Here is a 12,396-nt window from a genome sequence, read left to right on the forward strand (position 1 = left end):
GCCGTTGGCTCGGGTGAGTTGGGGGCGCGGAGGCGGGTGGTACGACCTTTCGGCCATCCGGGGGAGCGCTCCGGCGCGGCGTCGCGGTGCGTCGAGCACGCCACGTGTGCTGGGGCCGGGTCCCCACCCCGGGCGCGCTGTGCGTGCCCCTCCGGGGCCAATACCTCGGCGTGCGCGAGCACCGGCCGCCACATAGCGTGAGCCGCAGAGCCCGCCCCGGCGCGGCGCCGCGCCCGCCCCCTGGAGGCCCCATGTCCCACGCCGCCGCGCCGGACCCCTCGGCCGGTATCGGTCTCGCGCCGATGACGGCCACCCATCTGGCCGACGTCCTCGCCCTGGGCCGCCGGGTCTACGACACGTCCGTGAAGCCGTACACCTCCTGGTCGCTCTCGGCGATCGCCAGGCACCTGGACAGCGAGGCGTCCGCGTGCTGGGTCGCGCTGGACGGGGACCACCTCGCGGGCTTCGTGCTGGGCTCGATGGGCTTCGACCAGCGTTCCGACTGGGGCAACCTGGAGTGGATCGCCAGCGCCCCCGAGTACCAGGGGCGGGGCGTCGCGAGCCGCCTCGTGAAGGCCTGCTGCGCGACCCTCACGGAGGCGGGCGCGAGCGCCGTCGTGACCGACGTCGAGTCCCGCAACACCGCGTCGTCCGCCCTCATGCGGCGCAACGGCTTCGAGGCGAGCGTGTCGGTGACGCTGTTCGTACGGGAGTCGCCGCGGTAGCCGTTCTCGTTCCCGGTCACTCCGAAGTGCGTTTCCGGTCGCTCTCCGGCGCGGCCCCGGGCTCCAGAGGCGGTGCCCCGACACAAGCTTCGGTGCTCAAGCCGCTATGTAGCCTGTCGATCTGTTCGCACCGGAGGGCGGGACGTGGAGAAGCTGGTAGAGAGGGCCGTCGCCGAGACGCTTCGTGACGGGGGTGGCGAGGCGATCTGCCTGTATGTCGCCGCCTGCACCGAGCGCATGGCGCCACTGTTCATGGGTTTGCGAGCGAACGCGCCGGGTCGGGAATCCGACCTGGACTTCTACGCGGAGACCGTACGAGAGCTCTGGCATGCCGACCGGCCGCTCGCCGACGCTGCCGAGCGCGTGCGCCTGCTGGAGCAGTTCCCGGAGCTGCAGCCGAACGAGGAGGGGATCACCGATGTCGTCGACACCTACGCCTTCTTCGCTGTCCTCACCTTGCGGTATGCCCTGCCGGGCCATGGCTCGGGAAGCGCTGATGACGCGGTGTCCTGCGGCCATGCGGCGCTCACCGCGATGGGGATGCTGGACCAGAATGAGGCGGGGGCCGGCCTTCTCGCCGAGGAACAGCGGCTCCAGTCCTTCTCGCTGAGTGGTGACGCAGCAGGTCTGTGGGACGCGAGCGTCACGGCAGGCCGGGAGAGGTTCCGTGCCGTGCTGGGCCGCCTGCCCCGCCATGCATGCTTCTGATCTCTCGCCGTGAGATACGGCGTCTGGTCGTGCGGCCATCGCCCCCACCTCGCCGGGCGGAGGTCTCCGTGGTCGTCACGACGCCTGCGGTAGTGGATTTTGGCGCCGGAGGGCGCGGGCGTCTGGGTCCGAAGCAGGACCCGGAGCCGGCCCCGAAGTCATCGCGTCACCGCCCTACATGTGCACCGCGCCGCTGCCCGTCTCCGTCGGCACCGGCGGCCCTCTGCGATACAGGACGACCGTAACGACGAGGCCGATCGCGAAGAAGAGGGCTGACCACCAGTACGCGGTCGCGTACGACTGCATCGCCGCCTGTTCCTCCACCCGCCGTGTCGGGTTCCTGCCCTCCATGTAGTGGGATGCCGCCGTCGTGGCGAGCGTGTTGAGCAGCGCCGTGCCGATCGAACCGCCCACCTGCTGGCTGGTGTTGACCATGGCGGAGGCCACGCCCGCGTCGTGCGCCGCGACTCCGGCGGTCGCCATGCTCATCGCCGGGGCGAAGATGAGGCCGAGACCGAGCCCGGCGACGAGCAGCGGCGGCAGCACATGGGCGGCGTACCCGCTGCTGACGTCGAGGGCGGTCAGCCACGCCATGCCGGCCGCCGAGAGCCCCATGCCCAGCGGCACGATGGGCTTCGCGCCCATCCGCGGCACCAGGTTGTTGGTGGTCACGACGGAGGCCACCACCATCACCGCGACCATGGGCAGGAAAGCCAGACCGGTCTTGACGGGCGTGTACTCCAGGATCTGCTGGAGGTAGTACGTGAGGAACAGGAACACCCCGAACATGCCGGCGCCCGAGATGAACATCGCGAGGAACGACGCCCCGCGATCCCGGTCCAGGACGACCCGCAGGGGCAGCAGCGGGTGGGCGGCGCGCGTCTGCCACCAGGCGAACACCACCAGAAGTACCGCGCCGACGACCAGGAAACCCCAGGTCAGCGCATCGCTCCACGCGTGTGTCTCCGCGTTGGAGAAGCCGTAGACGATGCAGAAAAGACCGGCCGACACCAGCACCGTGCCGGGCACGTCCAGCTTGGGCCGGTCCGGGGGCGCGCCGGCGTGCAGCAGCCGCGCGCCGCCCACCATGGCGACCGCGGCGAACGCGAGATTCACGTACAGGCACCAGCGCCAGTCCAGATACTCGGTGAGTACGCCGCCGAGCAGCAGCCCCACCGCGCCGCCCGCGCCCGCGATCGCGCCGTAGATGCCGAACGCCTTGGCGCGCTCCCGCGGGTCGGTGAACGTGGTCGTCAGGAGCGACAGGGCGGCGGGCGCGAGGAGCGCGCCGAACACGCCTTGCAGCGCGCGGGCCGCCACGAGCATCGAGAAGCTCGTCGCCGCGCCACCGATCGCGGACGCCACCGCGAAACCGGCGAGACCGGCGAGGAAGACGACCTTGCGCCCCACCAGGTCGGCGACGCGCCCGCCGAGCAGCAGCAGGGAGCCGAAGGCCAACGCGTACGCGGTGACGACCCACTGGCGGTTTCCGTCGCTGAAGTCCAGGTCCCGCTGGGCCGAGGGCAGCGCGATGTTCACGATCGTGGCGTCGAGGACCACCATGAGCTGTGCGATGCCGACCACCGCGAGGATCAGCCAGCGGTGCTCGTGACGGCCGCCTCCCGCGTGTGGCGCGTGAGCGGACGGTCCGGTGTCGCGGGCGCAACCGGGCACCGGGGAGGGTTCCGGCGATGGCACGGCTTCACGGTCCATGGTGCTGGCCTCCAAACACCCCCGAACAACGCTAAACGCCCTGATCGGAGGCCGCGACCGGGATCTTCGCGCACCCCGGTGCCGGACCTCATGGGGGCCCGGCACCGGGGTGCGCAACCGCCGGACGGCAGCGCATGCGGACCGCTATGCGGCGTCGTCCGCCGCGAGCAGCAGCTCGCTCACCCGTTCCCGCGCGCGGGCCACGCGCGAGCGGACCGTGCCGATCGGGCAGCCGACGGCGGCCGCCGCGTCCGCGTACGGCAGCCCGGCGAGCTGGGTGAGGACGAACGCCTCGCGGCGCGGCGCGTCGAGCGTCTCCAGGAGGTCGAGGAGGGCCACCCCCTCCTCGAACCCGGGCAGCCCGCGCGGCTGGGCCCGCTCCGCGGCCGCCTGCCAGTCGCCGGTGTCGGCGATCCGCGGCCGGGCCGCCGCCGAGCGGAAGCGGTCGGCGACGGCCCGGCGGGCGATGGCGAGCAGCCAGGTGCGCGCACCGGACCGGGCGGCGTAGCCGGGCAGCGCGGTCAGGGCCCGCAGATACGTCTCCTGGGTCAGGTCGTCGGCGCCGTGCAGGTCGCCGCTGAGGTGGGCCACGAAGCGCCAGACGTCACGGCGCGTGGCCTGCACGAATTCCTCGAAAGCCCGGGCGTCGCCGTCGCGGGCCGCCAGCGCCCACTGGGTGATCAGGTCGTCACGGGTCCGGTCCGCGCAGGACCGGGATCGCAAAAGGGCAGCAGTCATCGCAGAAGGTCCTTCGGTGAAGGGAGTTCAGGAAGCGGCGCGGACGTACGACGGAGGTGTGACCCCCGCGTGCGCGGACGCCGAAGATCCGCCCGGCGCCGAGGGGCGCGGGCGGTTTCAGGAACTGGCCGGAAGGACCGGCGGACCTCTGCGTGAGACGGCGTACTGGAGAAGGACCCCGCGCAGCCGCGGCACGGGCACGAGGGCGCCGACGTGGGGCGGCGCGGGCGGGAGGGCCGCGAGGAGGACCGTGAGGACGAACCGCAGCGGCACGAAGACGGCCGCCGCGAGCGCGCGTCCGGTACGGAAGACGGCGGCCTCGCCGCGCCACAGCCACAGGGCGCAGATCAGCGCGGCGACGACGTGGGCGAGGAACATGCCGGAGCCGCTGTGCCCGAAGACGGACATGACCCAGTGGGACACGCCCTCGTCCGGCATCGCGGACGCGTACATGGAGGCGTCGGACGAGCCGGCACCGGACGAGCCGGTCCCGGCCGGCGGCACGGTCGCCGGCATCGCGTGGTTCAGGTGGTTCATGCCGTCGTCGGGGTGGCCCGGCGCCGCGTCCGGCGGCCCGCTCCCGCCCGCCGGGACGCTCACCCGCTGCGCCAGGCCGAACAGTTCGTGCAGGCACAGCTGCGCCGCGACCGTGGCGCCGGTGACGGCGACCGCGCCGCGCTCGCGTCCGGTGAGCCACCACGCGGCGGCCACCGTGGCCGCGAACGCGTAACCCACCGCCCACCAGGGCAGCGTGGCACCGGACATGACCGCGTGGCCCAGGGCCGTCGCCACCACGCACACGGCCGCGAACATCGCGGCGCGTGCGAGGCGGAACCCTGGACCTGAGGTCATGGGAAGCATCGTGCCAGGCGGCGGCCCGGTGGCGGGCGGCGAGTCCAAGAGATGCCCGAAGTGCCCGGATAACGCGCGCTGTCGCCGAAAACCCCCTTGACGTGGCGTGTACGCAACGAAAATGATCTCGTCCAGCGGTCGGCATTGTCGAACTGTGTTCGCCCACGCGCCACTTGCCACGCACCTCGCCTCCCGGCCGCCGCCCTCACCCCCTCACCACCTCACGATGGGAACCCCGATGCACCTGCGCCCCGCCGTACGGTCCCTGATGACCGCCGTGGCCGCCCTCGCCCTCGGATTCGTGGGCCTCGCCGCCCCCGCCCCCGCGTCGGCCACGACCTCCGCGTCCGCGCCGACGTCGGTCCTCGACATCCCGCCCCGCGGCGCCAACGACTGGTCCTGCAAGCCGGATCCGGCACACCCCGAGCCGGTCGTCCTGGTCAACGGCACGTTCAAGCTGATGGCGGAGAACTGGGCCACGCTCTCGCCCAGACTGAAGAGAGCGGGCTACTGCGTCTTCGCGTTCAACTACGGGAGGCTGGCGACCGCGCCGGTCCCGCGCTCGGCCACCGAGCTCAAGGACTTCGTCGAGGCCGTGCGCGGCGCGACGGGCTCGGCGAAGGTCGACCTCGTCGGCCACAGTCAGGGCGGCATGATGCCCCGCTACTACGTGAAGTTCCTCGGCGGCGCTGACAAGGTCGACGACCTGATCGGCATCGTGCCGTCCAACCACGGCACCACCAATCCGCTGACCAAGCCGCTCGGCGACCTCGCCTGTCCCGCCTGCCTCGACCAGATGGCGGGCTCCGAACTGCTGGCGAAGCTCAACGAAGGCACCGAGACCCCGGCGGGCCCCGACTACACGGTCCTCACCACGCGGTACGACGAAATCGTCATCCCGTACACGAGCGCCCTGTTGAACGGCCCGAAGGAATACGTCACCAACGTGGTCCTGCAGGACCGCTGTCCGCTGGACCCGTTCCTGCACGACCAGGTGACGAAGGACCCGGTCGCCGCTCAGTGGGTCCTCGACGCGCTGGGCCGGAAGGGGCCGGCCGACCCGGAGTTCCGGCCCAGCTGCGTCGGCTAGCTACGGCCGGTCGGCCACGTCCTGCCCGTCCAGCGTCTCGACCGTCTTCCGGGGCCCCGGCACCTGCGGGCCTGCCGCGCCGGCGGTTGCGCGGCGGCGGGCCAGCGCCCCGCTCACGTATCCCGCGATGGGCTGCGTGTAGCGGGCGGTCAGCGGCCCGACGATGACGAGGATCAGCACGTACGCCGTCGCCAGCGGTCCGAGCGACGGCTCGATGCCCGCGGTGACCGCGAGCCCCGCGATGACGATGGAGAACTCGCCCCGCGCCACCAGTGCGCCACCGGCCCGCCAGCGGCCCTTGACCGAGATGCCCGCACGGCGGGCCGCCCAGTAGCCGGTGGCGATCTTCGTCAGCGCGGTGACGACGGCGAGCGCGAGCGCGGGCAGCAGCACCGGCGGAATGCTCGACGGGTCGGTGTGCAGCCCGAAGAAGACGAAGAAGACGGCCGCGAAGAGGTCCCGCAGCGGCGCGAGCAGCGTGTGCGCGCCCTCGGCGACCTCACCGGACAGCGCGATGCCGACCAGGAACGCGCCGACGGCGGCGGACACCTGGAGCTGCTGCGCGATGCCCGCGACGAGGATGGTCAGGCCGAGCACCACGAGGAGCAGCTTCTCCGGATCGTCGCTGGAGACGAACCGGGAGATGAGCCGCCCGTACCGCACCGCGATGAAGAGGACGATCCCCGCGGCGCCCAGCGCGATGGCGAGCGTGAGACTGCCCGCGGCGAGCCCGACCCCCGCCAGCAGGGCGGTGATGATGGGCAGGTAGACGGCCATCGCCAGGTCTTCGAGGACCAGGACGCTGAGGATGACGGGGGTCTCGCGGTTGCCGAGCCGCCCGAGGTCCCCCAGGACCTTCGCGATGACACCGGACGACGAGATCCAGGTGACGCCGGCGAGTACGACGGCCGCGACCGGACCCCAGCCCATGAGCAGCGCGGCGATGGCGCCCGGCAGCGCGTTCAGCGTGCAGTCGACCAGACCGGCCGGGTACTGCGTCTTGAGATTGCTGACCAGGTCGTTGGCCGTGTACTCGAGGCCGAGCATCAGAAGCAGCAGGATGACGCCGATCTCGGCGCCGATGGCGACGAACTCCTCGCTCGCGCCGAGCGGCAGCAGGCCGCCCTCGCCGAACGCGAGCCCGGCGAGCAGGTACAGCGGGATGGGCGAGAACCGGAAGCGTCCCGCGAACCGGCCGAGCAGGCCGAGGGCGAGGATGATCGCGCCGAATTCGATCAGAAAGACAGCGGAATGCACGCGATCACTCCCGCCCGAGTATCGTCGCGGCGGTCTCCACGCCCTCACGCGTTCCGATGACGATCAGGGTGTCCCCGCCGGCGAGCCGGAAGTCGGGGGCCGGCGACGGGATCGCCTCGGCCCGCCGCAGCACGGCCACGATCGAGACGCCCGTCTCGGTCCGCATCCGGGTCTCGCCGAGCAGCCGCCCGTTCCAGTGCGAGGTGGCCGACAGCAGCACGCGCTCGGCGACCAGGCCCAGGTCGGTGGTGTGCAGCAGGGTCGGGCTGTGGTGAGAGGGCATCAGGGCGTCGATCAGCGCCTCCGCCTCGCCCGAACTCAGCCGCAGCGACAGCGCGCACTCGTCCGGGTCGTCGGACCGGTAGGCGCTCAGCGTCCGTGCTCCGTCCCGGTGCGCGACCACCGACAGACGTCGTTGTTCTCGGGTCGTCAGGTCGTACCGCATGCCGATGCCTGGAAGCGGCGTGCGGCTGAGTCGTGAGGCGGGCACAGCTTTTCCCCTTGCGTGATAGATGATCTCCCCCGGCTGTCACCCTATCGGGGCCAAGGATTGGCAAAATCCCACCGGAGTCGGGCCCGTTTTGGTACGCCGGGCTCAGTCGGTCGGGGAAGTGCCGCCGCGGTGGGCTACGCCGGGCCGGGACCGCCCCGCAGCACCGTCTCCACCGTGTCCGCCTCCTCGGGCGACTTGTCCTCGCGGTACCGCACGACCCGCGCGAAGCGGAGCGTGACGCCCGCCGGGTAGCGGGTGGATTTCTGGAGGCCGTCGTAGGCGATCTCCACGACGAGCTCGGGGCGCACCGTCACGACGTAACCGCTCTCCTCGACCGCCAGCTCCTGAAGGCGCTCGGTCTGCCAGGCCAGCATCGCGTCCGTCATGCCCTTGAAGGTCTTGCCCAGCATGGCGAACGTGCCGTCCGGCCGCCGCGCGCCCAGATGCAGGTTGGAGAGCTTGCCGGTGCGGCGGCCATGACCCCACTCGGCGGCGAGAACGACCAGGTCCAGGGTGTGGACCGGCTTCACCTTCAGCCAGGAGGCACCCCGGCGGCCCGCACTGTAGGGGGCGTCGAGCCCTTTCAGTACGACCCCTTCGTGGCCGCGCCCCAGCGTCGCCTCGAAGAACTCCTGGGCCTCACCGCGCGACCGTTCGTCGGCCGGGTCCGCCACGAGCGTGCGCCGCACCCGCATCGGTTCGGGCACCAGCGCCGCCAGCTCCGCGTGGCGCTCGGTGAACGGCAGGTCGAGCAGGTCCCGCCCGGCCACGGACAGGGCGTCGAAGAAGACGGGGGAGAGGGGCAGCCCGGCCGCCGCCGTCGACACGTCGACCCGTGAGCCGACGCGCCCCGCGATCTCCTGGAACGGCCGCGGCCGCCCGTCGGCGTCCAGCGCGATGACCTCGCCGTCCAATATGAAGTGCGACCCCGCCATGCCGAGGGCGGCGGAGGTCAGCTCGGGGAGGCGGTCGGTGATGTCGTCCAGGGTGCGCGTGTAGACGCGTACGTCGTCCCCGTCCCGGTGGACCTGTACGCGGATGCCGTCCAGTTTCTCCTCGACCGCGCAAGCGCCCAGCTTGTCGATGCCCTCGGCGACGGACGCGGCACTGTGCGCGAGCATCGGCAGGACCGGCCGGCCCACGGTGAGCCGGAACTCGTCCAGGGCCTCCGCCCCGTCCGCCAGCAGCGCCTGGGCGACCGGGCTCACGGATCCGGCGAGCATCACCGCACGCCGCACCGCGTCCGCCGGGGTTTCCGTGGCGAGCGCGAGCCCCTCGACCGCCACCGCGTCCAGCGCGCCCTGCCGGACCTCACCGGTCAGCAACCCGAGCAGGAACCGCTGCTCGTCGGCGGTCGCGGCACCCATCAATTCCCCGACGAGACGCTTCCGTTCGGCCTGCGACCCGGCGCCGGACACCGACCCGATCGCGGTGAGCGCCGCGTCCACCCCGCGTACGGTGAGCGTCGCCTCGTCGGCGGGCGGCACCGTGTGCTTGAGCGTGCTCCAGCCGATGCCGAGCCGCCCCTGAGGCAGCCGTCCCGACAAGTAGGGGATGGCGATCGGTACGTCGTCCGGCTCCGCGGCCCGGAACAGCTCGGCGAGCAGGGCGATCTTCCGGGACCGCGCCGAGGTGGCGGCCACTTCCTTGGACACGTGTGCGAGCCGGGCGAGCAGCATGAGGCCATCCTGCATCGGGGCGGCACGTGACGCATGGGGATCGCAACGCGCGAGTGGGCCGAGAGGCTGATGTTTCCCGAAGGTACGCGTGCACTTGCTTGAGGCGGGCACCCGGACCGGCGTGTGCCGGCCGGGCGGGTTTCGAGGCTCTGGGCGACACATGACCGCCTACGGGAAGGCGAGTGACGCAGGTCACATGAATAACTCGACATCGTGGCGTAATACCGCCCCTCCCTGAGGGGTCATACGGGCACAGGAGCCCGCCGGAACCGCAGTACCGAGCACTGGAAACATCAGAAGTGGAGTCCCCTCATGGCCGTCACCCTCGAACAGCCCGCCCGTGCCCGTCTCGTCACCCCCGAGGGTCGTGAGCGCGCTCTGCCCGTGGTGCTGCGCTACTCCGCGGAAGACCCCCTGGCCATCCAGATGACCTTCCCCTCGCAGGCGTCGCTCGACGGCGCGGAAGTCACCTGGGTCTTCGCCCGGCAGCTCCTCGAGGACGGCCTCGTCGCGCCGACGGGCAGCGGCGACGTGCACATCTGGCCGTGCGGGCGGGCCCGGACGGTCCTGGAGTTCCACTCGCACCAGGGTCTGGCCCTGGTGCAGTTCGACAAGATCGTCCTGCGCCGCTTCCTGGTGCGCTCGTACGCCGTGGTGCCCGCGGGCGGCGAGGGCGCGCAGATCGACCTCGACGAGGGACTCTCGCGGCTGCTCGGTGGTGTCTGAAGCCTGCGCGCCGTCCGGACGCCCCGCGCCGGCGCCCCGCGTCACCCGTACAGCGCGGGCCGCTCGGCCATCTCCACCGTGACGCGTGAGCCGGTGCGCAGCGCCGCGACACCGGCCTCGGCGACGGCCGACGCCGCGTACCCGTCCCACGCGCTCGGCCCCGTGACCCGGCCGTCCCGGGCGGCGGCCACCCACGCCCGCACCTCGCGGTCGTACGCGTCGGCGAACCGGACCAGGTAGTCCTGCGCCACCTCCTCGTGCGCGCGGCCCGCCGACCTGACGACCATCGTGCGGTCGTCGCCGAGCCGGGCGCTGCCCCGCTCGCACACCGCCTCGCATGCCACCTCGTAGCCGAAGCCGCAGTTGACGAAGACCTCCACGTCGACGACGGCGCCGCCCGCCGTCTCGAAGAGCACCAGCTGCGGGTCGAGCAGACCCTCCGGGGCGTCCGCGGACGGCGTGGGCCGGACCACCGTCACCGCCGTGATCTCCTGCCCGAGAAGCCACCGCGCCGCGTCGATCTCGTGCGAGACGGAGCTGCTGATCAGCATGGAGGAGGTGAAGTGCGGGGGAGACGACACGTTCCGGTGACGGCAGTGCAGCAGCAGGGGGCGGCCCAGGCGCCCGGAGTCGAGGAGCGTCTTGAGGGCCGCGTACTCGGCGTCGTACCGGCGCATGAACCCGACCTGGATCAGCCTGCGCCCCAGCCGGACCTCCGCCTCCACCACTCTCAGGGCCGAGGCGGAATCGGGGGTCAGGGGCTTCTCGCAGAGCACCGGGAGGCCGCGCGCGCAGGCCGCGAGCAGCGCCTCCTCGTGCGCCGCCTCGGGCGAGGCCACCAGGACCGCCTCCACCCCGGGCGCACTGATCGCGGCCGACGCCTCACGGTGCACGGACACCCCCGCGCGCCCCGCCACCGCCGCCGCGGCCCGCTCCGTGTCGGGGTCCGCGACCGCCACCACACGGGCCCCGCCCACCGTTTCGCCGATCCGCCGCACGTGATCGGCGCCCATGTGGCCCGCCCCCAGCACGGCCACCCCCAGCAGATCGCTCACCCGAAGACCTCCCCGTGTCCGCGCACTGGACGACCCAGCCGCACCACCCGACGTATCCGCGCCGCACGCACCCCGGCCTACTCCACGACGCGTTCCGGGTCCGCGCGGCGTCGAGCCACCGTAGCCCTCCGCCGCCGGACCGCCCGCCGCCGGGCCGCCACGACGCAGCCCGCGAGCAGGACGACCGAGCCCGCGACGACCAGCAGCACCGCCGGCCACTCGGAGTCGTCCGGCTGTACGGCCAGGTCAAGCCGGCCGGCCGCGCCCGCCGGGTGGGGCGCCGAATCCGTCCGGGTCCTCTCCGGCGGCGGCTGCAGCGAGCCGACCGGCCGCACCTTCCCGGCCGCCGCGAACCCCCAGTCGAGCAGCGACCTCGCCTCCTCGTAGACGGCACGCCCGCTGCCCCCGCGCGGGTTCATCACCGAGACGACGAGCGTGCGCCCGCCGCGCTGGGCCGCGCTGATCAGGGTGGAGCCCGCGTGGCTGGTGTAACCGTTCTTGACACCGAGCAGGCCCGGATAGGGCGCCACGCCGTCGGCACCGGTCAGCAGCCGGTTGGTGTTCTGGATGGGGTACGACCAGCCACCCGCCGGAAAGTGCGCGACCCGGGTCGAGCAGTAGCGGGCGAACTCCGGATCGGCGAGCCCCGCCCTGCCGAACACCGCCAGGTCGTACGCCGACGAGACCTGCCCGTCGGCGTCGTAGCCGTCGGGCGACACCACGTTGGTGTCGTTCGCGCCCAGCTCGCGCGCCTTCGCCCGCATCTCCCGAACCGTTTTTTCCAGGCCGCCGTTGAGGCCCGCGAGAACGTGCACGGCGTCGTTCCCGGAGCTGAGGAACACCCCCCGCCATAGATCCGACACCCGGTAGGCGCGGCCCTCCGCCACGCCCACCATGCTGCTGCCCTCGCCCACATCGTCCAGCTCGTGCTCGGCGACGACGTGCCGCAGGCCCGGGTCGAGACGGGGGAGCGTCGCCAGCGCGAAGAGAGACTTGAGCGTCGAGGCGGGCGGCAGCGGAAGGTGCGCGTCCCGGGCCGCGAGCACCTCCCCGGTACCGGCGTCCGCCACGAGCCAGGCGCGGGCGGACACGCCGTCGGGCAGCCCGGGCGCGCCCGGGCCGGGCCGGACCTGGACGCCCGGCCGGTCGAGAAGGGTGGACGAGTACGCGGGCAGCGGTCGCGGAGGCGCCGGTTCGGCGGGGACGTCGGAGGCGGCGACCGGCGAGGACAGGAGGACCAGAGCGCCGAGGGAGAGGGCCGCGGCGCGTACGGAGGAGGAGCGCGAAAGGTTCCTGATGACCATTCAGCCACCGTAGGAGCGCCGCTCGGAGTCCGCAGATCGGCTTGGCCCGGCTGGAG

The 12,396-nt window shown here is 72.6% G+C and carries 12 protein-coding genes; 4 read left to right on the top strand and 8 right to left on the bottom strand.

The features are described from left to right. Positions 1 to 251 precede the first annotated feature (251 nt). Both ACI2L3_RS11615 and ACI2L3_RS11620 read left to right on the top strand, forming a co-directional pair. Entirely contained in the window at positions 252 to 725 is a 474-nt protein-coding gene (locus ACI2L3_RS11615; protein ID WP_404752149.1) for a GNAT family N-acetyltransferase, read from the top strand. Positions 726 to 869: 144 nt separating this feature from the next. Further along, positions 870 to 1,433, top strand: a complete 564-nt coding sequence (locus ACI2L3_RS11620; protein ID WP_404752150.1) for a hypothetical protein — start codon at positions 870 to 872, stop codon at positions 1,431 to 1,433. Between the two features lie 174 nt (positions 1,434 to 1,607). Here ACI2L3_RS11620 and ACI2L3_RS11625 read toward each other — a convergent pair whose 3' ends face one another. From ACI2L3_RS11625 to ACI2L3_RS11635, 3 genes are all read right to left on the bottom strand, one after another. Beyond that, on the bottom strand, positions 1,608 to 3,146 hold the full coding sequence (locus ACI2L3_RS11625) for an MFS transporter (protein WP_404752151.1): 1,539 nt from the start codon (positions 3,144 to 3,146) through the stop codon (positions 1,608 to 1,610). Between the two features lie 144 nt (positions 3,147 to 3,290). Next, the gene (locus ACI2L3_RS11630; RefSeq protein WP_404752152.1) at positions 3,291 to 3,884 is read right to left on the bottom strand and encodes a sigma-70 family RNA polymerase sigma factor; all 594 of its coding nucleotides are present in this window, start codon (positions 3,882 to 3,884) and stop codon (positions 3,291 to 3,293) included. Between the two features lie 117 nt (positions 3,885 to 4,001). Continuing rightward, positions 4,002 to 4,736, bottom strand: a complete 735-nt coding sequence (locus tag ACI2L3_RS11635) for a hypothetical protein (protein ID WP_404752153.1) — start codon at positions 4,734 to 4,736, stop codon at positions 4,002 to 4,004. Between the two features lie 226 nt (positions 4,737 to 4,962). Here ACI2L3_RS11635 and ACI2L3_RS11640 point away from each other — a divergent pair, with 226 nt between their 5' ends. Beyond that, positions 4,963 to 5,826 (top strand): alpha/beta fold hydrolase, encoded by an 864-nt coding sequence (locus ACI2L3_RS11640; RefSeq protein WP_404752154.1) that lies wholly within the window; start codon positions 4,963 to 4,965, stop codon positions 5,824 to 5,826. On the opposite strand, the gene ACI2L3_RS11645 is transcribed toward ACI2L3_RS11640, so the two are convergent. From ACI2L3_RS11645 to ACI2L3_RS11655, 3 genes are all read right to left on the bottom strand, one after another. Beyond that, on the bottom strand, positions 5,827 to 7,083 hold the full coding sequence (locus ACI2L3_RS11645; RefSeq protein ID WP_404752155.1) for a cation:proton antiporter: 1,257 nt from the start codon (positions 7,081 to 7,083) through the stop codon (positions 5,827 to 5,829). 4 nt (positions 7,084 to 7,087) lie between these two features. After that, on the bottom strand, positions 7,088 to 7,528 hold the full coding sequence (locus ACI2L3_RS11650) for a cation:proton antiporter regulatory subunit (RefSeq protein WP_404752502.1): 441 nt from the start codon (positions 7,526 to 7,528) through the stop codon (positions 7,088 to 7,090). A gap of 182 nt (positions 7,529 to 7,710) precedes the next feature. Next, positions 7,711 to 9,255, bottom strand: coding sequence for an ATP-dependent DNA ligase (locus ACI2L3_RS11655; protein ID WP_404752156.1), 1,545 nt, complete (start codon positions 9,253 to 9,255; stop codon positions 7,711 to 7,713). A gap of 312 nt (positions 9,256 to 9,567) precedes the next feature. Here ACI2L3_RS11655 and ACI2L3_RS11660 point away from each other — a divergent pair, with 312 nt between their 5' ends. After that, positions 9,568 to 9,981, top strand: a complete 414-nt coding sequence (locus tag ACI2L3_RS11660) for an SsgA family sporulation/cell division regulator (protein WP_404752157.1) — start codon at positions 9,568 to 9,570, stop codon at positions 9,979 to 9,981. Positions 9,982 to 10,022: 41 nt separating this feature from the next. Here ACI2L3_RS11660 and ACI2L3_RS11665 read toward each other — a convergent pair whose 3' ends face one another. Beyond that, positions 10,023 to 11,036, bottom strand: a complete 1,014-nt coding sequence (locus ACI2L3_RS11665) for a Gfo/Idh/MocA family protein (protein ID WP_404752158.1) — start codon at positions 11,034 to 11,036, stop codon at positions 10,023 to 10,025. Between the two features lie 77 nt (positions 11,037 to 11,113). Beyond that, entirely contained in the window at positions 11,114 to 12,340 is a 1,227-nt protein-coding gene (locus ACI2L3_RS11670; protein ID WP_404752159.1) for a D-alanyl-D-alanine carboxypeptidase family protein, read from the bottom strand. Between the last annotated feature and the right edge of the window lie 56 nt (positions 12,341 to 12,396).

Source organism: Streptomyces sp. NPDC029674 (assembly GCF_044903205.1).
Classification (GTDB): domain Bacteria; phylum Actinomycetota; class Actinomycetes; order Streptomycetales; family Streptomycetaceae; genus Streptomyces.

Excerpts from the sequence above, each read along its gene's own strand:
- ACI2L3_RS11615 (WP_404752149.1), top strand. The coding sequence starts at position 252 with ATGTCCCACGCCGCCGCGCCGGACCCCTCGGCCGGTATCGGTCTCGCG.
- ACI2L3_RS11625 (WP_404752151.1), bottom strand. The coding sequence starts at position 3,146 with ATGGACCGTGAAGCCGTGCCATCGCCGGAACCCTCCCCGGTGCCCGGT.
- ACI2L3_RS11630 (WP_404752152.1), bottom strand. The coding sequence starts at position 3,884 with ATGACTGCTGCCCTTTTGCGATCCCGGTCCTGCGCGGACCGGACCCGT.
- ACI2L3_RS11635 (WP_404752153.1), bottom strand. The coding sequence starts at position 4,736 with ATGACCTCAGGTCCAGGGTTCCGCCTCGCACGCGCCGCGATGTTCGCG.
- ACI2L3_RS11640 (WP_404752154.1), top strand. The coding sequence starts at position 4,963 with ATGGGAACCCCGATGCACCTGCGCCCCGCCGTACGGTCCCTGATGACC.
- ACI2L3_RS11650 (WP_404752502.1), bottom strand. The coding sequence starts at position 7,528 with ATGCGGTACGACCTGACGACCCGAGAACAACGACGTCTGTCGGTGGTC.
- ACI2L3_RS11655 (WP_404752156.1), bottom strand. The coding sequence starts at position 9,255 with ATGCTGCTCGCCCGGCTCGCACACGTGTCCAAGGAAGTGGCCGCCACC.
- ACI2L3_RS11660 (WP_404752157.1), top strand. The coding sequence starts at position 9,568 with ATGGCCGTCACCCTCGAACAGCCCGCCCGTGCCCGTCTCGTCACCCCC.
- ACI2L3_RS11670 (WP_404752159.1), bottom strand. The coding sequence starts at position 12,340 with ATGGTCATCAGGAACCTTTCGCGCTCCTCCTCCGTACGCGCCGCGGCC.